General features: G+C 43.7%; 10 protein-coding genes, 1 tRNA gene and 6 rRNA genes. 5 read left to right on the top strand and 12 right to left on the bottom strand.

Annotated elements, in window-relative coordinates:
* The first annotated feature begins 385 nt into the window (after positions 1-385).
* The 3 genes from FR932_RS18450 (at position 386) to FR932_RS18440 (ending at position 3,959) form a co-directional block, all read left to right on the top strand.
* Positions 386-1,411: an alpha/beta fold hydrolase gene (locus FR932_RS18450; RefSeq protein WP_019442240.1), complete on the top strand. Its 1,026-nt coding sequence runs from the start codon at positions 386-388 to the stop codon at positions 1,409-1,411.
* A gap of 67 nt (positions 1,412-1,478) precedes the next feature.
* The gene (locus FR932_RS18445; RefSeq protein ID WP_019442239.1) at positions 1,479-2,270 is read left to right on the top strand and encodes a Cof-type HAD-IIB family hydrolase; all 792 of its coding nucleotides are present in this window, start codon (positions 1,479-1,481) and stop codon (positions 2,268-2,270) included.
* A gap of 102 nt (positions 2,271-2,372) precedes the next feature.
* A complete protein-coding gene (locus FR932_RS18440; protein ID WP_019442238.1) occupies positions 2,373-3,959 on the top strand; it encodes a hypothetical protein in 1,587 nt (528 codons plus the stop codon).
* Positions 3,960-4,087: 128 nt separating this feature from the next.
* On the opposite strand, the gene FR932_RS18435 is transcribed toward FR932_RS18440, so the two are convergent.
* Positions 4,088-5,278 carry a BaiN/RdsA family NAD(P)/FAD-dependent oxidoreductase gene (locus FR932_RS18435; RefSeq protein WP_019442237.1) on the bottom strand — a complete coding sequence of 397 codons (1,191 nt, stop codon included), beginning with the start codon at positions 5,276-5,278 and terminating at the stop codon, positions 4,088-4,090.
* A 113-nt stretch (positions 5,279-5,391) separates the two neighbouring features.
* Entirely contained in the window at positions 5,392-5,787 is a 396-nt protein-coding gene (locus FR932_RS18430; RefSeq protein WP_019442236.1) for a PhnA protein, read from the bottom strand.
* Between the two features lie 177 nt (positions 5,788-5,964).
* On the opposite strand from FR932_RS18430, the gene FR932_RS18425 reads away from it, so the two are divergent.
* Complete coding sequence (locus tag FR932_RS18425; RefSeq protein ID WP_019442235.1) at positions 5,965-7,101, top strand: phosphoserine transaminase; 1,137 nt, start codon at positions 5,965-5,967, stop codon at positions 7,099-7,101.
* A 231-nt stretch (positions 7,102-7,332) separates the two neighbouring features.
* On the opposite strand, the gene rrf (FR932_RS18420) is transcribed toward FR932_RS18425, so the two are convergent.
* From rrf (FR932_RS18420) to FR932_RS18390, 7 genes are all read right to left on the bottom strand, one after another.
* Positions 7,333-7,448: ribosomal RNA gene (gene rrf, locus FR932_RS18420) — 5S ribosomal RNA — on the bottom strand.
* 170 nt (positions 7,449-7,618) lie between these two features.
* Positions 7,619-10,513: ribosomal RNA gene (locus tag FR932_RS18415) — 23S ribosomal RNA — on the bottom strand.
* A 227-nt stretch (positions 10,514-10,740) separates the two neighbouring features.
* A tRNA-Glu gene (locus FR932_RS18410) sits at positions 10,741-10,816 on the bottom strand.
* Positions 10,817-10,915: 99 nt separating this feature from the next.
* Positions 10,916-12,459: ribosomal RNA gene (locus FR932_RS18405) — 16S ribosomal RNA — on the bottom strand.
* Between the two features lie 322 nt (positions 12,460-12,781).
* Positions 12,782-12,897: ribosomal RNA gene (rrf, locus tag FR932_RS18400) — 5S ribosomal RNA — on the bottom strand.
* A 151-nt stretch (positions 12,898-13,048) separates the two neighbouring features.
* Positions 13,049-15,937, bottom strand: a 23S ribosomal RNA gene (locus FR932_RS18395).
* Between the two features lie 266 nt (positions 15,938-16,203).
* Positions 16,204-17,747 (bottom strand): 16S ribosomal RNA (locus tag FR932_RS18390).
* Together the 16S, 23S and 5S rRNA genes with 1 tRNA gene alongside form the textbook arrangement of a ribosomal RNA operon.
* A gap of 480 nt (positions 17,748-18,227) precedes the next feature.
* On the opposite strand from FR932_RS18390, the gene FR932_RS18385 reads away from it, so the two are divergent.
* The gene (locus FR932_RS18385; protein ID WP_019442388.1) at positions 18,228-18,770 is read left to right on the top strand and encodes a gamma carbonic anhydrase family protein; all 543 of its coding nucleotides are present in this window, start codon (positions 18,228-18,230) and stop codon (positions 18,768-18,770) included.
* A 153-nt stretch (positions 18,771-18,923) separates the two neighbouring features.
* Here FR932_RS18385 and aroE read toward each other — a convergent pair whose 3' ends face one another.
* The 3 genes from aroE to purE form a co-directional block, all read right to left on the bottom strand.
* Positions 18,924-19,736, bottom strand: coding sequence for a shikimate dehydrogenase (aroE, locus tag FR932_RS18380; RefSeq protein ID WP_019442389.1), 813 nt, complete (start codon positions 19,734-19,736; stop codon positions 18,924-18,926).
* Positions 19,737-19,825: 89 nt separating this feature from the next.
* Positions 19,826-20,413, bottom strand: coding sequence for an L-threonylcarbamoyladenylate synthase type 1 TsaC (tsaC, locus tag FR932_RS18375; protein WP_019442390.1), 588 nt, complete (start codon positions 20,411-20,413; stop codon positions 19,826-19,828).
* A 77-nt stretch (positions 20,414-20,490) separates the two neighbouring features.
* Positions 20,491-21,000 carry a 5-(carboxyamino)imidazole ribonucleotide mutase gene (gene purE / locus FR932_RS18370; protein WP_019442391.1) on the bottom strand — a complete coding sequence of 170 codons (510 nt, stop codon included), beginning with the start codon at positions 20,998-21,000 and terminating at the stop codon, positions 20,491-20,493.
* Positions 21,001-21,035 lie beyond the last annotated feature (35 nt).

Genomic DNA, 21,035 nt, shown 5'->3' with positions numbered 1-21,035 from the left:
TGTCTCTATCGGCTTTAGCTTTTCTGTAATTTGACACCAATGACAACGGGTCCGTCGTAGCGAGTTAAGTTTTTTCTTGAGTCGAGTACGTTTCATTAGCTGCCCCTTTGATTGTCGAGATATAGTGTCAAAAATTTCCGATTATCAATGAAACAAGACTAGTTTAGCTTTCGATAATAACCAACTAAAATGAGTATTTATTCGCTATTTTTAACACTATATAGCCTTAGATCACAATAAAATAAAGGGTAATAACTGTAATCACAGGGTTATTTTTTGATGCCGAATATATTTACAGCTAGTTAAGTCACCATTTTATTAATTAAATTATGGTAGTCTAGTGATAGATGTTCACCAATAAAATTAACAAGAAGCTCCTGCAACCATGTCCAGCAAATACCCGTGTGTCGAATTTGATAATCCATATAATTTAACAACTGAATCACAACTCGCAAATAGATATCATGATGACATTGCACAATTTTGGGATGCCACGCTTATCGAAGACACGCTGCAAGGTGTTGATAATGTAACACTACGTTACGCATCAGCAGTAACAAATATAACCGGTCCAGCAATCGTATTGCTAGGAGGGCGATCTGAGTCTTATCAAAAATTTCGCGAACTCATTTATGACCTTTGCCAGCAAGGCTACTCGGTATATTGCTTAGATCATCGTGGCCAAGGCATGTCTGATAGGTTATTGAAAAACCTACATAAAGGCCACGTCGAACATTTCCGTGATTACGTTACTGATTTAAAATTATTTATCGATAAAGTTATCAGCCCTACCCAACACAGTAAGCAATATTTATTGTGCCATTCGATGGGTGGCGCAATTGGCAGTTTATATTTACAAAGCTACCATAATGACTTTGATGCAGCAGTACTCGCGTCTCCTATGTTTGGGATTAATTTCGGCCAGATACCACGCCCTATAGCGAATGTTTATAGCCGTGCAATGCAGATAGTAAACAAGATCATTCATACCGAATCATTTTATGCTCCAGGTAAAGGTGACTTTGCACACTCGCCGTTTGAAAATAACCAACTAACGCATAGCCCACTACGTTTTGATATTTTCCGTCGTAGTTATGGTTTTTATCCACAAACCCAATTAGGCGGTCCAACAATTAATTGGCTACAACAAAGCATTAAAGCCTGTCGTCGCGCGATCCAATACGCAGGGGATATCAAGACACCGACGTTAGTTTTGCAAGCAGGTGGTGATGAAGTTGTACTTGCCGAAGCACAACAACAATTTTGCCGCGCATTAAGCCATGAACATAATCCGCATCAACCTGCTGAACCTGTTTTGATCCCTGGTGCAGCACATGAATTATTCCTAGAAACGGATATTTTTAGGATCCCGGCACTCACCGTGGCATTGAATTACTTTGCCAAATATTGAGTCCATACTACGGACAGTTTCACGACAAACACAACGCTAGATACACGCAGTAAATATTGAGGTTAAGATGTATAAAGTTATCGTTTCTGATTTAGATGGTACGTTACTGACACCTGCACATATTGTCTCAGAACAGACCAAAGTAACCATTCACAAGTTACTTAAACAGGGTAAAAAATTCATCATTGCAACCGGTCGTCATAATGTCGATGTTGAAGCAATTAGAAAAACGATTGATGCTGAAGTTTATCTCATCACCTCAAACGGAGCGCGAGTTCACAACAATAAAGGTGACTTAATTTACAGTAAAAATGTGCCCGTTGAGATAGCACAAACGATCACAGAGATTGTGTTGCCAGAGACAATTCAAACTAATATTTACCGTGATAACGAATGGTTTGTCGACAAGCCGAACCCAGAGATCCTTAGCTTTAGCCAAGACTCGACATTTAGTTATCAAGTGACCGACCTCACCAAGTTAGAAAAATCCGGCATAGCGAAGTTCTTCTTTTGTGGCCCACACGAAGACCTCGTCATCTTAGCTGCACAAATTAACGCACAGTACAGCGCCCAACTTAATGTTTCATTCTCATTACCAGAATGCCTAGAAGTCATGGACATTAATGTTAACAAGGCTCTCGCGCTGGCTGAAGTGCTCAAAGTTAAAGGTTTCACAATGGCAGAAACCGTTGCATTTGGTGATGGTATGAATGATATCGAAATGCTACAAGCCGTTGATAAAGGGTTAGTGATGGGGAATGCCTCAGACATGCTTAAAGCAGCGCTTCCCCATTTTGAAATGATCGGCAGTTCTGCTGAAAATGGCGTAGCCCACTATATAGAAAAAAATATATTGTAGTTAATTACGAGCAACCGCATAATAATGAATTAGTTACTTAGAAAGGATTCCACAGTAACTAATTCACAATGTTTCAAGCTCTCTCGATATCAAGGATGAATAATGCTTCGAGTTATGACCTATTTCTGTCTATTTTTAATGACTGGTTGTGTTCAACAACATTACCAACCTATCGTCAATGACAGCCTTTATTCTATCGGAAGTAGTAATCAACTACCCGAGAAAAGACTTACAATTAAATCATCACCCCTTGATGTAATGACACCAAAAGGTATCTCCATCGTCCCAGCTAAATATTATACTTTTAGCGGTATCGTCACCATAACAGCACTGCAACGTACTATACGCTTATGTCACACAGAGCAAATATTCAACCTCCAACCTGATCATCATCTAATCGCTCAAATTAAACGCTTAAATCAAACAACAGCCTATATTGAATTTAAAGGTCAACTAAACCAATCACTCAACCCACTTCATCAACGTGCCATTATCAGTATTGAACAGTTACATTATTTATCCAACCAGAAGAATAATAATATCTGTAAACCTCAAAATACACGACCAAACTTTGAGATAAAGGGTTCACAACCAGACTGGGTTGGTTATGGTCAAAAAAACCAGTTTACATTCATAATCAAAGGTTTAGATACTAAATGGGCAATTAAAAAAAGTGTCATTACCAAAGGCTTACACGCATTCGTTGAAACCAAAAATAGTGCAGGTGAACAACTAGATCTGTCCTTCACTGGTAACGGTTGTATCGATAGTAATAATAATTATTGGCAATATGAAACCAAACTATATTTAAAGGGAAAACAAATAGTAGGCTGTGGTAAATACCCAAATCAACAGGATGATACACAGGCTTGGCTAGGTCATTACCGTTACAAAAATAACAATGTCACCATTGAACTCGCACTTGGAAAACATCAACAAGCAAACGTAATATACCAATATAGCAACGGTAAAGTGCAGACGAGTAACGGGTATTGGCACCCTTATGGGTCATCTGGGTTAAAATTATTACTTACACAACATCAGGGTAATAAAGCCAATATTGTTTATCACTTCCGACGTGATGGCGTCAGACTACAGGCAAGTCAACAATGGCGAGATAATCAGAAGTATAGTTTTAATGGCGCACTATTCACGCTCGATAGGATGACAGATGAGGCTGAAAGTGAATCATTTAGCACGGCAAATCTAAATACATCAACGCGAGTATTTCAAGCTCAAGACGTGATATCGCCAATAACAACGACACCAGCAATCAACAATGCCATCAAGCGCTATTTCACCATGCACAAAACCAAAACAGATAACTCCAAATATTGGTTTAGTGAATATGACTTAACTGGTAACGGCCGCAAGGATTTGTTAGTCATACTAGACTGGTGTGAAGATGATGGCTGTGTGTTATTAGTATTTGAAAACGATCTAAATCGTTATAAATTTATTAGCCGTATAGCGCAAGTAAAAGCACCATTACAGATAAGTAAAACACAAAGACATCAATGGCAAAGTTTATTGATAAAAGACAAGCAACGATGGTTACAGCTCGATTTTGATGGTATTAGCTACCCCTCATCGGCAAAAGTCAAACAATTAGCATCAGATACTAATTTTACTCAAGTGAAATTATTCACCACAGCGTTAACCAAAAGTAATGCCATCGCAATTGAATAAATACGGGTACGGCGAGTTAAGCTGGAGAGATAAAAAACGGAAAATGCCGCTGCTAATTAATCTCTGCAGTCTCATTTTCCGTTATGGTATTAGAGGTTATGTTTTATCTAGCTTATCTGTTTTTTAAATTAAACAAACTGACCACAACTCCAGCCTGAAGACCAGGCCCACTGAAAATTATACCCGCCTAACCAACCACTTACGTCCATTACCTCACCAATAAAGTAGAGACCAGGGGCTTTTTTAGCTTCCATGGTTTTCGATGATAACTCGTTAGTATCAACACCACCAAGCGTAACCTCTGCAGTACGGTAACCTTCCGTGCCATTCGGTTTCACTTGCCAGTTATGTAACAGCGTTGAAATATCATTAAGATCTTTATGCTGCAATTGCTTAAGTGTGCACTCAGGTAATAATTCATCAGCATAAAATATTTCAACTAAACGCTTCGGTAGTACCCGGGCTAACGCTGTTTTTAGCGCTTGATTCGGGCTAGATTCAGTCATTGCTGCTAATGTTTCTGTGATCTCAGTATCTGGCAATAAATTGATACTCACGGCCTCACCAGGGTTCCAATAAGATGATACCTGCAATACAGACGGACCAGAAAGGCCACGATGGGTAAATAATAATGCTTCTTTAAAGCTAACACCTGATTCAGTACTAATACGCACCGGTAAACTCACACCAGACAGATCAGCATATTTATCTTTATCATGTTGCTGTAGAGTAAATGGAACCAATCCTGCTTTGGTTGCATTTACTTTCAAACCAAATTGTTCAGCCACTTTATACCCGTAAGGTGTTGCGCCAAGTTTTGGCATAGATAAACCGCCAGTTGCAACAACGAGGGATTCACAATTTAATGCGCCTTGGCTGGTTTGCAAATGGTAACGACCATCGTCAGCTTTTTCAATAGACAGGATTTCAGTACGTAATTGGATCTTTACTCCAGCCCAATCACATTCAGTATGTAGCATATCAACAATATCTTTTGCTGAGTCATCACAGAATAATTGGCCGTGTTCACGTTCATGATAAGCAACACCATGACGCTCAACCAGATCAATAAAATTCCAAGCGGTATAACGGCTTAATGCCGATTTAACAAAGTGTGGATTAGAACAAATAAATGCACTTGTCGACAGATCATTATTAGTAAAATTACAACGTCCACCGCCGCTAATAAGGATTTTCCGACCCGCTTTTTTGGCATTATCAAGAACCAATACAGAGCGACCTCGGTAACCAGCACTTGCTGCACACATTAACCCCGCTGCACCAGCACCAATTACAATCACATCACAACTTTGGCTCATCAAAGACCTCTTATTTAATAGCAGAAATAAACTACAATACAAAAATGGAGCCGCAGAATAGCATTAATTATCCAGATACCCAAACGACTTCACCGCATATACCAGCAGATTTATTATACCTTGTTAATGCGCTCTTCCACTTCAGGCTCTAAATAAGCCATTTCATTCAAATCTTCAGCCCAATCATGTTTTTCAGCTAGTACTCGTAACATACGGATCGCTGTAACTTGTACAATAGCAACTTCTGACCACATTGATTTATTCAAGCAACGCCAATGGTCAGCGTCAATACGCTTAGGGTTATTAAGTTGTTCACTACAAGTATCACAAATGAGGATACAATCATCAAAATCAGGTGTTGTCGGTACTGGCGCAACTTCGAAAATATTCAGTTTTACGCCTGATGCATCGCATGTCTCACAGTGCGAACGCGCACGTCGAGCTAGATTTTTACCGAATGCACTTAATTCATCTTTTCTATGTTGATGTTTGTCTAAGCCTTTAGCCATTATGTTCAATTCCTATATATTTAAACTGTGTTGAAAATACGTTTATTTACCATGAATAGCAAACCCTAGTGGTAATTAAAAAGACGATAAAATATCACTGGTTTAAATACTTCATAGATGACGAGACGATTGCTATAATCGTTGTAAATGGATAGTACTTTAGTAAAGGAATAACTAATGATCCCAACAATTAAACCTCATAACCCTAACTTTTCATCAGGACCTTGTAGTAAACGTCCTGGTTATGAGTTAACGCAACTCGACATTAGCACACTTGGCCGTTCACACCGCTCTGACATAGGTAAAGCAGCACTGCAGCAAGCAATTGAACAGACAAAGTCCTTATTAAAGATCCCAACGGATTACAAGGTAGGCATCGTTCCAGCTTCTGATACTGGCGCAATGGAAATGATGTTATGGTCATTACTCGGTGAAAAGCCTGTCGATGTTTGTTATTGGGAATCATTTGGTAAAGGTTGGTTTAGTGACATTCAAAATCAATTAAAGCTTAACAATGTAAATGCATTAACTGCAGATTACGGCCAACTACCCGACCTAACATTGGCTAATCCAGATCATGATATTGTATTTACTTGGAACGGTACGACCTCTGGTGTAAAAGTTGCTAATGCTGATTGGATAAGTGAAAAACGCAGTGGATTAACCATTTGTGACGCAACATCAGCTGTATTTGCCATGCCGATGGATTGGGAAAAACTTGATGTAACTACATTCAGTTGGCAAAAGGTGTTAGGCGGAGAAGGTGCGCATGGCATGATTATCCTCAGCCCAGCTGCAGTTGCACGTTTGGAATCATATACACCACCTTGGCCGCTACCAAAAATTTTCCGTTTGACACAAAACGGCAAGCTAATTGATGGCATCTTTACTGGGGCAACGATCAATACCCCATCGATGTTATGCGTCGCAGATTATTTAGATGCGTTAAATTGGATAACTGAAATTGGTGGCGTTGATAGCGCTATTGCTCGCTCTGAAAAGAACTTAGCCATTTTAAGCAATTTTGTTGACCAACATGATTGGATTGACTTCCTTGCCGAACAAGTTGAATACCGCTCTAATACCAGCGTATGTTTACGCTTAGCGCTGACTGATAGCCAGCTTAAAAAATTCAGTAATCTATTAGCCGAACAGCAAGTCGCATATGATATTAACTCGTATAAAGATGCGCCATCAGGATTGCGTATTTGGTGTGGCGCGACTGTTGAATCGCATGATATTGAGCTACTATTGCCTTGGCTGGTTTGGGCTTATGAGTATGTGGCTTATGAGTATGTGGCTAATAACAAATAAAACCGTCGATTAGTAGCGCTATTTAGCTTGCTTCAAATACCCAAAAACCAGCCTTGGCTGGTTTTTATTGTCTGGCGTAGGCTTAATCTCGATTTAACGTTATTCGTGACTGATGTCAGCTATTTTTCTGCATTGCTGAGCATCCCGGCCAGGGAATATTATCTTATAGCCGTAAATTTTAGACACAAAAAAGCCGATACCATCACTGATATCGGCTCTCTCTAATTTGGCGCTTGGCGATGCCCTACTCTCACATGGGGAAACCCCACACTACCATCGGCGTTATTACGTTTCACTACTGAGTTCGGAATGGAGTCAGGTGGTACCGCAACACTATGGTCACCAAGCAAATTCTTTACAGTTATTACACTGTTTGCTTTCTATAGAAGTTTTCACTTCGTTTTAATCTGAAAAGCTATAAATAAAGAAGTCTTTAAAACATAAAGTGTTCAATCTATTCTTAAGTCGATATTTCAATTAATCATACCACTTACGTACGAGTCGTACTTCAGTTTGTATGGTTAAGCCTCACGGGTAATTAGTACAAGTTAGCTCAATGCCTCACAGCACTTACACACCTTGCCTATCAACGTTGTAGTCTCCAACGGCTCCTTTTAGGGGAGCTTAAAGCTCCAGTGAGAACTCATCTCGAGGCCTGCTTCCCGCTTAGATGCTTTCAGCGGTTATCAGTTCCGAACTTAGCTACCGGGCAATGCTATTGGCATAACAACCCGAACACCAGTGGTTCGTCCACTCCGGTCCTCTCGTACTAGGAGCAGCTCCTCTCAATTCTCAAACGCCCACGGCAGATAGGGACCGAACTGTCTCACGACGTTCTAAACCCAGCTCGCGTACCACTTTAAATGGCGAACAGCCATACCCTTGGGACCAACTTCAGCCCCAGGATGTGATGAGCCGACATCGAGGTGCCAAACACCGCCGTCGATATGAACTCTTGGGCGGTATCAGCCTGTTATCCCCGGAGTACCTTTTATCCGTTGAGCGATGGCCCTTCCATTCAGAACCACCGGATCACTAAGACCTACTTTCGTACCTGCTCGACGTGTCTGTCTCGCAGTTAAGCTGGCTTATGCCTTTGCACTAACCACATGATGTCCAACCATGTTTAGCCAACCTTCGTGCTCCTCCGTTACTCTTTGGGAGGAGACCGCCCCAGTCAAACTACCCACCAGACACTGTCCGCAATCCCGATAAGGGACCTACGTTAGAACATCAAACGTACAAGGGTGGTATTTCAAGGACGACTCAATATCATCTAGCGACAATATTTCATAGTCTCCCACCTATCCTACACATGTAGGTTCAATGTTCAGTGCCAAGCTATAGTAAAGGTTCACGGGGTCTTTCCGTCTAGCCGCGGGTACACTGCATCTTAACAGCGATTTCAATTTCACTGAGTCTCGGGTGGAGACAGCGTGGCCATCATTACGCCATTCGTGCAGGTCGGAACTTACCCGACAAGGAATTTCGCTACCTTAGGACCGTTATAGTTACGGCCGCCGTTTACCGGGGCTTCGATCATGAGCTTCGACCTAAGTCTAACCCAATCAATTAACCTTCCGGCACCGGGCAGGCGTCACACCGTATACGTCATCTTTCGATTTTGCACAGTGCTGTGTTTTTAATAAACAGTTGCAGCCACCATTTCTCTGCGACCAACAGTAGCTTACGGAGCAAGTCCTTCACCACCATTGGCGTACCTTCTCCCGAAGTTACGGTACCATTTTGCCTAGTTCCTTCACCCGAGTTCTCTCAAGCGCCTTAGTATTCTCTACCCAACCACCTGTGTCGGTTTGGGGTACGATTCTCTCATATCTGAAGCTTAGAGGTTTTTCCCAAGCTGGTATCAACTACTTCATCTCCGTAGAGACTCGTCATCAGTTCTCAGCATTCTCATTAAAGAGAGCGACCCGGATTTGCCTAAGTCACTTGCCTACTACCTTAAACATGGACAACCATCGCCATGCTAGCCTAACCTTCTCCGTCACCCCATCGCAATATAAGCGAGTACTGGAATATTAACCAGTTTCCCATCGACTACGCCTTTCGGCCTCGCCTTAGGAGTCGACTCACCCTGCCCCGATTAACGTTGGACAGGAACCCTTGGTCTTTCGGCGTGGAGGTTTTTCACCCCCATTATCGTTACTCATGTCAACATTCGCACTTCTGATACCTCCAGCAAGCTTCTCAACTCACCTTCAACGGCTTACAGAACGCTCTCTACCATGCAAGAACAAGTCTTGCATCCGTAGCTTCGGTGGTATGTTTAGCCCCGTTAAATCTTCCGCGCAGACCGACTCGACCAGTGAGCTATTACGCTTTCTTTAAAAGATGGCTGCTTCTAAGCCAACTTCCCTTATCTGTCTGAGCCTTTCCACATCGTTTCCCACTTAACATACACTTTGGGACCTTAGCTGACGGTCTGGTTGTTTCCCTTTCCACGACGGACGTTAGCACCCGCCGTGTGTCTCCCGCGATTGAACTTATTGGTATTCGGAGTTTGCAAGGGTTGGTAAGTCGGGATGACCCCTAGCCTTAACAGTGCTCTACCCCCAATAGTTAGACGCGAGGCGCTACCTAAATAGCTTTCGAGGAGAACCAGCTATCTCCCGGTTTGATTGGCCTTTCACCCCCAGCCACAAGTCATCCGCTAATTTTTCAACATTAGTCGGTTCGGTCCTCCAGTTGATGTTACTCAACCTTCAACCTGCCCATGGCTAGATCACCGGGTTTCGGGTCTAATCCCAGCAACTATTCGCGCAGTTAACACTCGGTTTCCTACGGCTCCGCTATTCGCTTAACCTTGCTACTGAAATTAAGTCGTTGACCCATTATACAAAGGTACGCAGTCACAGAACAAGTCTGCTCCCACTGCTTGTACGTATACGGTTTCAGGTTCTATTTCACTCCCCCTCACAGGGGTTCTTTTCGCCTTTCCCTCACGGTACTGGTTCACTATCGGTCAGTCAGTAGTATTTAGCCTTGGAAGATGGTCCTCCCATATTCAAACAGCATATCACGTGTGCCGTCCTACTCGATTTCACAGTAAGGTCGTTTTCATGTACGGGACTATCACCCTGTATCGTGAAACTTTCCAGAATCTTCCATTAACTTCCAAACTGCTTAAGGGCTAGACCCCGTTCGCTCGCCGCTACTAAGGGTATCTCTATTGATTTCTTTCCTCGGGGTACTTAGATGTTTCAGTTCTCCCGGTTCGCTTCGTAACGCTATGTATTCACGTTACGATACCTTACTTAGTAAGGTGGGTTCCCCATTCGGAAATCTGTGGATTAACGCTTTTATCAACTCCCCACAGCTTAACGCAGATTAACACGTCCTTCATCGCCTCTGACTGCCTAGGCATCCACCGTATACGCTTAGTCACTTAACCATACAATCTAAAGTCGACTGTACAATTGAAATAACTAGGTATTATCTAGTTTTTTTCGCCTCAAGAATACTCAAGAACACTTCATTGTTATTACCGAAGTAATAACGTGTTTTAAGAACTTCTTTATTTATTCAGCTTTCCAAATTTTTAAAGAGCAATTTGCTAAAAAGCAAAAATAATGAATCTAAAGAGATTAGTTATTTTTGATTTTTAGTCAGAAAGAAAAGTGGTATCCCGTACGAGATTTGAACTCGTGTTACCGCCGTGAAAGGGCGGTGTCCTAGGCCTCTAGACGAACGGGACACTATTTACTTTCACGATTGGATTTCATCCCAATCGTTGTCTTCAACGTTTCTATTCAAGCAATTTGTGTGGGCACTTACAAAAATTAACAACTTTACGTAAGGAGGTGATCCAGCCCCAGGTTCCCCTAGGGCTACCTTGTTACGACTTCACCCCAGTCATGAACCACACCGTGGTCATCGCCCTCCCGAAGGTTAAGCTAATGACTTCTGGTGCAGCCCACTCCCATGGTGTGACGGGCGGTGTGTACAAGGCCCGGGAACGTATTCACCGTGACATTCTGATTCACGATTACTAGCGATTCCGACTTCATGGGGTCGAGTTGCAGACCCCAATCCGGACTACGACGCACTTTATGGGATTCGCTTACCATCGCTGGTTTGCAGCCCTTTGTATGCGCCATTGTAGCACGTGTGTAGCCCTACTCGTAAGGGCCATGATGACTTGACGTCGTCCCCACCTTCCTCCGGTTTATCACCGGCAGTCTCCTTAGAGTTCCCACCATTACGTGCTGGCAAATAAGGATAAGGGTTGCGCTCGTTGCGGGACTTAACCCAACATTTCACAACACGAGCTGACGACAGCCATGCAGCACCTGTCTCATAGTTCCCGAAGGCACCAATTCATCTCTGAAAAGTTCTATGGATGTCAAGAGTAGGTAAGGTTCTTCGCGTTGCATCGAATTAAACCACATGCTCCACCGCTTGTGCGGGCCCCCGTCAATTCATTTGAGTTTTAACCTTGCGGCCGTACTCCTGGCATGGTCTACTTAATGCGTTAGCTTAAGAGCCCAGTTCTCAAGGAACCAAACTCCGAGTAGACATCGTTTACGGCGTGGACTACCGGGGTATCTAATCCCGTTTGCTACCCACGCTTTCGCATCTGAGCGTCAGTTACTTGCCATGGCCGCCTTCGCCACTGGTATTCCTTCAGATCTCTACGCATTTCACCGCTACACCTGAAATTCTACCACCCTCTCAAGAACTCTAGTTTGCCAGTTCGAAATGCAGTTCCCTATATTGAGCCCGGGGCTTTCACATCTCGCTTAACAAACCGCCTGCATGCGCTTTACGCCCAGTAATTCCGATTAACGCTTGCACCCTCCGTATTACCGCGGCTGCTGGCACGGAGTTAGCTGGTGCTTCTTCTGCGAGTAACGTCACAGTGATAAAGTATTAATTTATCACCTTTCCTCCTCGCTGAAAGTACTTTACAACCCGAAGGCCTTCTTCATACACGCGGTATGGCTGCATCAGGCTTTCGCCCATTGTGCAATATTCCCCACTGCTGCCTCCCGTAGGAGTCTGGACCGTGTCTCAGTTCCAGTGTGGCTGATCATCCTCTCAGACCAGCTAGGGATCGTCGCCTTGGTGAGCTCTTACCTCACCAACAAGCTAATCCCACTTGGGCTCATCTAGTCGCGAGAGCTTTCAAGAAGAGGCCCCCTTTCACCCGTAGGTCGTATGCGGTATTAGCAGTCGTTTCCAACTGTTGTCCCCCTCGACTAGGCAGATTCCCAAGCATTACTCACCCGTCCGCCGCTCGACGCCAGAATAGCAAGCTATTCTTCGTTTCCGCTCGACTTGCATGTGTTAAGCCTACCGCCAGCGTTCAATCTGAGCCATGATCAAACTCTTCAATTAAAAGTTTTTTGACTAATCAGCGATGCTGATTAAGTCGGCTCAATGAATTCTGTACTTCAACAACAAACCAAGGTTTGTTGTTTATAAAACCAAATCTTTCGATTTAATTTAATGTTCACAATTACATTGATATAATTTTTGGTCATTATATCTCTGCAAGTGCTCACACAGATTGCTTGAATAAATTGTTAAAGAGCATTGGCGTGTAAACACGACAATTTTCAAATAGCACTCAAACGAGTAATATCTGAAAATTGCTGTAACTTTCGTTACATCAATTTAATTTACCTAAGACTTCGTCTTAAATAAACAGTAATTTGGCGCTTGGCGATGCCCTACTCTCACATGGGGAAGCCCCACACTACCATCGGCGTTATTACGTTTCACTACTGAGTTCGGAATGGAGTCAGGTGGTACCGCAACACTATGGTCACCAAGCAAATTCTTTACAGTTATTACACTGTTTGCTTTCTATAGAAGTTTTCACTTCGTTTTAATCTGAAAAGCTATAAATAAAGAAGTCTTTAAAACATAAAGTGTTCAATCTATTCTTAAGTCGATTATTTCAATTAATCATACTTTAATTTGTATGGTTAAGCCTCACGGGTAATTAGTACAAGTTAGCTCAATGCCTCACAGCACTTACACACCTTGCCTATCAACGTTGTAGTCTCCAACGGCCCTTTAGGGAGCTTAAAGCTCCAGTGAGAACTCATCTCGAGGCCTGCTTCCCGCTTAGATGCTTTCAGCGGTTATCAGTTCCGAACTTAGCTACCGGGCAATGCTATTGGCATAACAACCCGAACACCAGTGGTTCGTCCACTCCGGTCCTCTCGTACTAGGAGCAGCTCCTCTCAATTCTCAAACGCCCACGGCAGATAGGGACCGAACTGTCTCACGACGTTCTAAACCCAGCTCGCGTACCACTTTAAATGGCGAACAGCCATACCCTTGGGACCAACTTCAGCCCCATGTGATGAGCCGACATCGAGGTGCCAAACACCGCCGTCGATATGAACTCTTGGGCGGTATCAGCCTGTTATCCCCGGAGTACCTTTTATCCGTTGAGCGATGGCCCTTCCATTCAGAACCACCGGATCACTAAGACCTACTTTCGTACCTGCTCGACGTGTCTGTCTCGCAGTTAAGCTGGCTTATGCCTTTGCACTAACCACATGATGTCCAACCATGTTTAGCCAACCTTCGTGCTCCTCCGTTACTCTTTGGGAGGAGACCGCCCCAGTCAAACTACCCACCAGACACTGTCCGCAATCCCGATAAGGGACCTACGTTAGAACATCAAACGTACAAGGGTGGTATTTCAAGGACGACTCAATATCATCTAGCGACAATATTTCATAGTCTCCCACCTATCCCACACATGTAGGTTCAATGTTCAGTGCCAAGCTATAGTAAAGGTTCACGGGGTCTTTCCGTCTAGCCGCGGGTACACTGCATCTTAACAGCGATTTCAATTTCACTGAGTCTCGGGTGGAGACAGCGTGGCCATCATTACGCCATTCGTGCAGGTCGGAACTTACCCGACAAGGAATTTCGCTACCTTAGGACCGTTATAGTTACGGCCGCCGTTTACCGGGGCTTCGATCATGAGCTTCGACCTAAGTCTAACCCAATCAATTAACCTTCCGGCACCGGGCAGGCGTCACACCGTATACGTCATCTTTCGATTTTGCACAGTGCTGTGTTTTTAATAAACAGTTGCAGCCACCATTTCTCTGCGACCAACAGTAGCTTACGGAGCAAGTCCTTCACCACCATTGGCGTACCTTCTCCCGAAGTTACGGTACCATTTTGCCTAGTTCCTTCACCCGAGTTCTCTCAAGCGCCTTAGTATTCTCTACCTAACCACCTGTGTCGGTTTGGGGTACGATTCTCTCATATCTGAAGCTTAGAGGTTTTTCCCAAGCCGGGTATCAACTACTTCATCTCCGTAGAGACTCGTCATCAGTTCTCAGCATTCTCATTAAAGAGAGCGACCCGGATTTGCCTAAGTCACTTGCCTACCACCTTAAACATGGACAACCATCGCCATGCTAGCCTAACCTTCTCCGTCACCCCATCGCAATATAAGCGAGTACTGGAATATTAACCAGTTTCCCATCGACTACGCCTTTCGGCCTCGCCTTAGGAGTCGACTCACCCTGCCCCGATTAACGTTGGACAGGAACCCTTGGTCTTTCGGCGTGGAGGTTTTTCACCCCCATTATCGTTACTCATGTCAACATTCGCACTTCTGATACCTCCAGCAAGCTTCTCAACTCACCTTCAACGGCTTACAGAACGCTTCCTCTACCATGCAAGAACAAGTCTTGCATCCGTAGCTTCGGTGGTATGTTTAGCCCCGTTAAATCTTCCGCGCAGACCGACTCGACCAGTGAGCTATTACGCTTTCTTTAAAAGATGGCTGCTTCTAAGCCAACTCTTACTGTCTGAGCCTTTCCACATCGTTTCCCACTTAACATACACTTTGGGACCTTAGCTGACGGTCTGGTTGTTTCCCTTTCCACGACGGACGTTAGCACCCGCCGTGTGTCTCCCGCGATTGAACTTATTGGTATTCGGAGTTTGCAAGGGTTGGTAAGTCGGGATGACCCCTAGCCTTAACAGTGCTCTACCCCCAATAGTTAGACGCGAGGCGCTACCTAAATAGCTTTCGAGGAGAACCAGCTATCTCCCGGTTTGATTGGCCTTTCACCCCAGCCACAAGTCATCCGCTAATTTTTCAACATTAGTCGGTTCGGTCCTCCAGTTGATGTTACTCAACCTTCAACCTGCCCATGGCTAGATCACCGGGTTTCGGGTCTAATCCCAGCAACTATTCGCGCAGTTAACACTCGGTTTCCTACGGCTCCGCTATTCGCTTAACCTTGCTACTCGAAATTAAGTCGTTGACCCATTATACAAAGGTACGCAGTCACAGAACAAGTCTGCTCCCACTGCTTGTACGTATACGGTTTCAGGTTCTATTTCACTCCCCTCACAGGGGTTCTTTTCGCCTTTCCCTCACGGTACTGGTTCACTATCGGTCAGTCAGTAGTATTTAGCCTTGGAAGATGGTCCTCCCATATTCAAACAGCATATCACGTGTGCCGTCCTACTCGATTTCACAGTAAGGTCGTTTTCATGTACGGGACTATCACCCTGTATCGTGAAACTTTCCAGAATCTTCCACTAACTTCCAAACTGCTTAAGGGCTAGACCCCGTTCGCTCGCCGCTACTAAGGGTATCTCTATTGATTTCTTTCCTCGGGGTACTTAGATGTTTCAGTTCTCCCGGTTCGCTTCGCAACGCTATGTATTCACGTTACGATACCTTACTTAGTAAGGTGGGTTCCCCCATTCGGAAATCTGTGGATTAACGCTTTTTATCAACTCCCCACAGCTTAACGCAGATTAACACGTCCTTCATCGCCTCTGACTGCCTAGGCATCCACCGTATACGCTTAGTCACTTAACCATACAATCTAAAGTCGACTGTACAATTGAAATAACTAGGTATTATCTAGTTTTTTTCGCCTCAAGAATACTCAAGAACACTTCATTGTTATTACCGAAGTAATAACGTGTTTTAAGAACTTCTTTATTTATTCAGCTTTCCAAATTTTTAAAGAGCAATTTGCTAAAAAGCAAAGATAAGCGTTGCTTATCTTTACTTTCTAACGTCTTTAACGTTTTCTATTCAAGCAATTTGTGTGGGCACTTACAAAAATTAACAACTTTACGTAAGGAGGTGATCCAGCCCCAGGTTCCCCTAGGGCTACCTTGTTACGACTTCACCCCAGTCATGAACCACACCGTGGTCATCGCCCTCCCGAAGGTTAAGCTAATGACTTCTGGTGCAGCCCACTCCCATGGTGTGACGGGCGGTGTGTACAAGGCCCGGGAACGTATTCACCGTGACATTCTGATTCACGATTACTAGCGATTCCGACTTCATGGGGTCGAGTTGCAGACCCCAATCCGGACTACGACGCACTTTATGGGATTCGCTTACCATCGCTGGTTTGCAGCCCTTTGTATGCGCCATTGTAGCACGTGTAGCCCTACTCGTAAGGGCCATGATGACTTGACGTCGTCCCCACCTTCCTCCGGTTTATCACCGGCAGTCTCCTTAGAGTTCCCACCATTACGTGCTGGCAAATAAGGATAAGGGTTGCGCTCGTTGCGGGACTTAACCCAACATTTCACAACACGAGCTGACGACAGCCATGCAGCACCTGTCTCATAGTTCCCGAAGGCACCAATCCATCTCTGGAAAGTTCTATGGATGTCAAGAGTAGGTAAGGTTCTTCGCGTTGCATCGAATTAAACCACATGCTCCACCGCTTGTGCGGGCCCCCGTCAATTCATTTGAGTTTTAACCTTGCGGCCGTACTCCTGAGCGGTCTACTTAATGCGTTAGCTTAAGAGCCCAGTTCTCAAGGAACCAAACTCCGAGTAGACATCGTTTACGGCGTGGACTACCGGGGTATCTAATCCCGTTTGCTACCCACGCTTTCGCATCTGAGCGTCAGTTACTTGCCGGTGGCCGCCTTCGCCACTGGTATTCCTTCAGATCTCTACGCATTTCACCGCTACACCTGAAATTCTACCACCCTCTCAAGAACTCTAGTTTGCCAGTTCGAAATGCAGTTCTGGGTTGAGCCCGGGGCTTTCACATCTCGCTTAACAAACCGCCTGCATGCGCTTTACGCCCAGTAATTCCGATTAACGCTTGCACCCCTCCGGTATTACCGCGGCTGCTGGCACGGAGTTAAGCCGGTGCTTCTTCTGCGAGTAACGTCACAGTGGTAAAGTATTAATTTACCACCTTTCCTCCCTCGCTGAAAGTACTTTACAACCCGAAGGCCTTCTTCATACACGCGGTATGGCTGCATCAGGCTTTCGCCCATTGTGCAATATTCCCCACTGCTGCCTCCCGTAGGAGTCTGGACCGTGTCTCAGTTCCAGTGTGGCTGATCATCCTCTCAGACCAGCTAGGGATCGTCGCCTTGGTGAGCTCTTACCTCACCAACAAGCTAATCCCACTTGGGCTCATCTAGTCGCGAGAGCTTTCAAGAAGAGGCCCCCTTTCACCCGTAGGTCGTATGCGGTATTAGCAGTCGTTTCCAACTGTTGTCCCCCTCGACTAGGCAGATTCCCAAGCATTACTCACCCGTCCGCCGCTCGACGCCAGAATAGCAAGCTATTCTTCGTTTCCGCTCGACTTGCATGTGTTAAGCCTACCGCCAGCGTTCAATCTGAGCCATGATCAAACTCTTCAATTAAAAGTTTTTTGACTAATCAGCGATGCTGATTAAGTCGGCTCAATGAATTCTGTACTTCAACAACAAACCAAGGTTTGTTGTTTATAAAACCAAATCTTTCGATTTAATTTAATGTTCACAATTACATTGATATAATTTTTGGTCATTATATCTCTGCAAGTGCTCACACAGATTGCTTGAATAAATTGTTAAAGAGCGTTGACCTTGACGCCTTTCGTCGTAGTCAGGCTGCGTATCTTACGGCAACCAGTTTCGAAGTCAAGCATATATTATGCTTTATTCAAGAAGCTTAAAAAATAACCTAAATTGCTTTTAAACACCTTACTGAGCGGCTGTTGCCGTGTCAGTGAGGCGCCATTATAGGGATTTAACGTTTACAGGCAAGTGATTTTTAAGAAAATAATATAGCACTCTTATGCTTGGTTGTTTATCATGCTATTTGAGCACTTGACTAACATTTACGACGATTTAAGGACAATAATGAACACTTCACTTCGAAAATACCAAGGGATCGCACCGCAAATAGCTAACTCTGCCTATATAGATAAATCAACAGTACTCATCGGGGACATATCAATAGCCGAAGATGCCAGTATATGGCCACTTGTTGCTGCTCGTGGAGATGTAAATAAAATATCGATTGGCGCCCGTACTAATGTACAAGATGGTTGTATCTTACATGTCACCCGAAAAAGTCCAGCAAACCCTGTTGGTATTCCATTGGTTATCGGAGAAGATGTCACTGTTGGTCATAAAGCACTATTACATGCTTGTACTATTGGTGATCGTGTATTAGTCGGGATGGGTGCCATTATTCTTGATGGTGCCATTATTGAAGATGATGTGATGATTGGTGCTGGCACTTTAGTTCCACCAAGAAAGACACTCGTCAGTGGCTACTTGTATATAGGCAGTCCAGCAAAGCAAGCAAGAAAACTAACCGTTGATGAGGTAGTATTCTTGAAGCAATCTGCCGATAATTATGTCGTGCTCAAAAATGAATATATAGAAGACAACCAATAGTCCGATTCATAAATAACTTAAGTGGTTAATACACCACTACTTATTACTATATAGCTAAGCACTATAATACAAATGAGTACTATTAATAGTACTCATTTATAATAAGTCGTCGCGTTTCTATCTTATCTGTTCTAGAAACTGATAGTCCAAGCACTATTTAATTGTAGTTCTTAATACTTCAAGCACAGGAGCCATATCAGGCGTAACACCACGCCAAACGTTAAAACTTTCTGCCGCTTGACCGACCAACATACCAAGTCCATCAATGACCAACTCCGCACCTTGATCTGCCGCCCATAAATTAAATGCAGTGGCATCTGCTTTATACATCATGTCATAACAGATTGTATTGTTATCTACCAATGTAGGCGAAATAGCAGGAACTAAACCCGATAAACTTGCTGATGTAGAATTAATAATAAGGTCAAAATCACCTGTCAGCGCGGTAAAACCACATGCAGTAACCACCCCTCTATTATTAAATAAGGTAGCCAGCTGTTGCGCCTTTGCATCGGTACGATTTGCAATAACTAACTCAGTGATACCTTGATCTAATAACGGACCGATAACACCACGAGCAGCGCCACCGGCACCCAGTAATAAAACACGTTTATTTTCGAGCACCATATATTGCAATAAATCATGCACTAAACCAAAACCATCAGTATTATCGCCAATAACCTGACCATCATCAGACAGCAACAAGGTATTCACTGCACCAGCAAGTTGTGCTCGAGGTGTTAACTGTTGCGCGAATGAAAATGCTTCCTCCTTGAAAGGTACAGTAATATTACAACCCTTCCCCCCTTGAGAAAAAAAGTCATTCATTGCAGTAACAAAACCATTAATTGGCGCTTCAATAGCTTGGTAACTGAGGTCCTGTGCTGTTTGCTGAGCAAATAAGCCGTGGATCATAGGTGATTTACTGTGATTTATTGGATTACCAAATACGGCATAATGATCCATTCTGCATAACTCCTGTAATGAGATAGAAAGCACCTAGTAAACAACGTCTTGGTTATATCGGTCAATAGGTATTATCAACCTATATAACATTAGCGGTAAACCTTACCTGTCACAGCATCTGTTATTGTTGTTGGCTGCGCAAGTTGTCCTACCGTTTCATCCACAATAGCACCCAGTAATGGTTCAAGTTGCGCAGTAACCTCTGCAGTCGTAACACAAGGTGTCAGTCCTGTTAAATTTGCACTCGTTGAAGTGATCGGTCCGCCAAACGCTAGACATAGTTTTTGTACTGTCGAATGCGCTGAAACACGTACAGCAATACTATCAAATTTCCCAGTTAACCATTTAGGTACTTGTGCCTTAGCAGGCATAACCCAAGTTGCGGGTCCTGGCCAAGTTTGCTTAATTTTATCGATTTGTTCGGCGGTTAACTTACTTAGATCTACATAGGGTTCTAATTGCGCTAAATTAGCAGCGATTAAAATCAGTCCTTTTTCAATAGGGCGTTGTTTAATGGTAAGTAGGCGTTGGACTGCAGTTTCATTCATCGGATCGCAACCCAAGCCAAATACAGCTTCAGTTGGATAAGCAATAACTTGCTGGTTTTTTAACGCGGTAACAGCGTTACTAATAGCGGTTGAATTATTCACAAGGTTATATCTATTATTAATATTCATAAATAAAAATGGTAGCTTACGCTACCATTTCTTACACTATAACGACAGTTATAAGCTCAGTTAATTGCCGATGACAATTACAGCGCTTTTAATTTAGCTTGTAATGCTTCGTCTTTAGCAATGATACTTGCTGCATTTGCTGCGCGCTCAGCTTTTACTTTCGCTGCCATTTCTGGATTACCAATTGCTAACATTTGAGCTGCAAGGTAACCCGCATTTTTAGCACCAGCACTACCAATTGCAACAGAAGCAACAGGTACACCACCTGGCATTTGCACTGTTGATAATAACGCGTCCATGCCTTGTAATGGGCCTGCGTCAATTGGCACACCAATAACAGGATGCGTTGTGATACCTGCAACTGCACCAGCTAAATGTGCAGCTAGACCAGCAGCACAGATAAATACAGCACAACCACGACTTTCTGCATCAGTCACATACGCATGTGTCGCTGCTGGAGTACGGTGAGCAGAAGTTACTTTTACTTCATACTTAATTTCAAATGATTTAAGTACATTCAGCGTAGCCTGCATCACAGGTAAATCTGAATCTGAGCCCATTAATACTGCAACAAATTGTGTAGACATAATTATTCCCTTTCCGTATGAGTTATTTTTAATTG

Origin of the sequence: Moritella marina ATCC 15381, from assembly GCF_008931805.1 — a bacterium.
Lineage (GTDB): Bacteria > Pseudomonadota > Gammaproteobacteria > Enterobacterales > Moritellaceae > Moritella > Moritella marina.
The sequence above is the reverse complement of the archived record's forward strand: the minus strand, read 5'-3'. Positions and strand labels throughout refer to the sequence as shown.

Bases quoted from the DNA above. Each gene is read 5' to 3' on its own strand.
- FR932_RS18385 (WP_019442388.1), top strand. From the start codon at position 18,228: ATGAACACTTCACTTCGAAAATACCAAGGGATCGCACCGCAAATAGCT.
- aroE (WP_019442389.1), bottom strand. From the start codon at position 19,736: ATGGATCATTATGCCGTATTTGGTAATCCAATAAATCACAGTAAATCA.
- FR932_RS18440 (WP_019442238.1), top strand. From the start codon at position 2,373: ATGCTTCGAGTTATGACCTATTTCTGTCTATTTTTAATGACTGGTTGT.
- FR932_RS18425 (WP_019442235.1), top strand. From the start codon at position 5,965: ATGATCCCAACAATTAAACCTCATAACCCTAACTTTTCATCAGGACCT.
- FR932_RS18450 (WP_019442240.1), top strand. From the start codon at position 386: ATGTCCAGCAAATACCCGTGTGTCGAATTTGATAATCCATATAATTTA.
- tsaC (WP_019442390.1), bottom strand. From the start codon at position 20,413: ATGAATATTAATAATAGATATAACCTTGTGAATAATTCAACCGCTATT.
- FR932_RS18430 (WP_019442236.1), bottom strand. From the start codon at position 5,787: ATGGCTAAAGGCTTAGACAAACATCAACATAGAAAAGATGAATTAAGT.
- purE (WP_019442391.1), bottom strand. From the start codon at position 21,000: ATGTCTACACAATTTGTTGCAGTATTAATGGGCTCAGATTCAGATTTA.
- FR932_RS18435 (WP_019442237.1), bottom strand. From the start codon at position 5,278: ATGAGCCAAAGTTGTGATGTGATTGTAATTGGTGCTGGTGCAGCGGGG.
- FR932_RS18445 (WP_019442239.1), top strand. From the start codon at position 1,479: ATGTATAAAGTTATCGTTTCTGATTTAGATGGTACGTTACTGACACCT.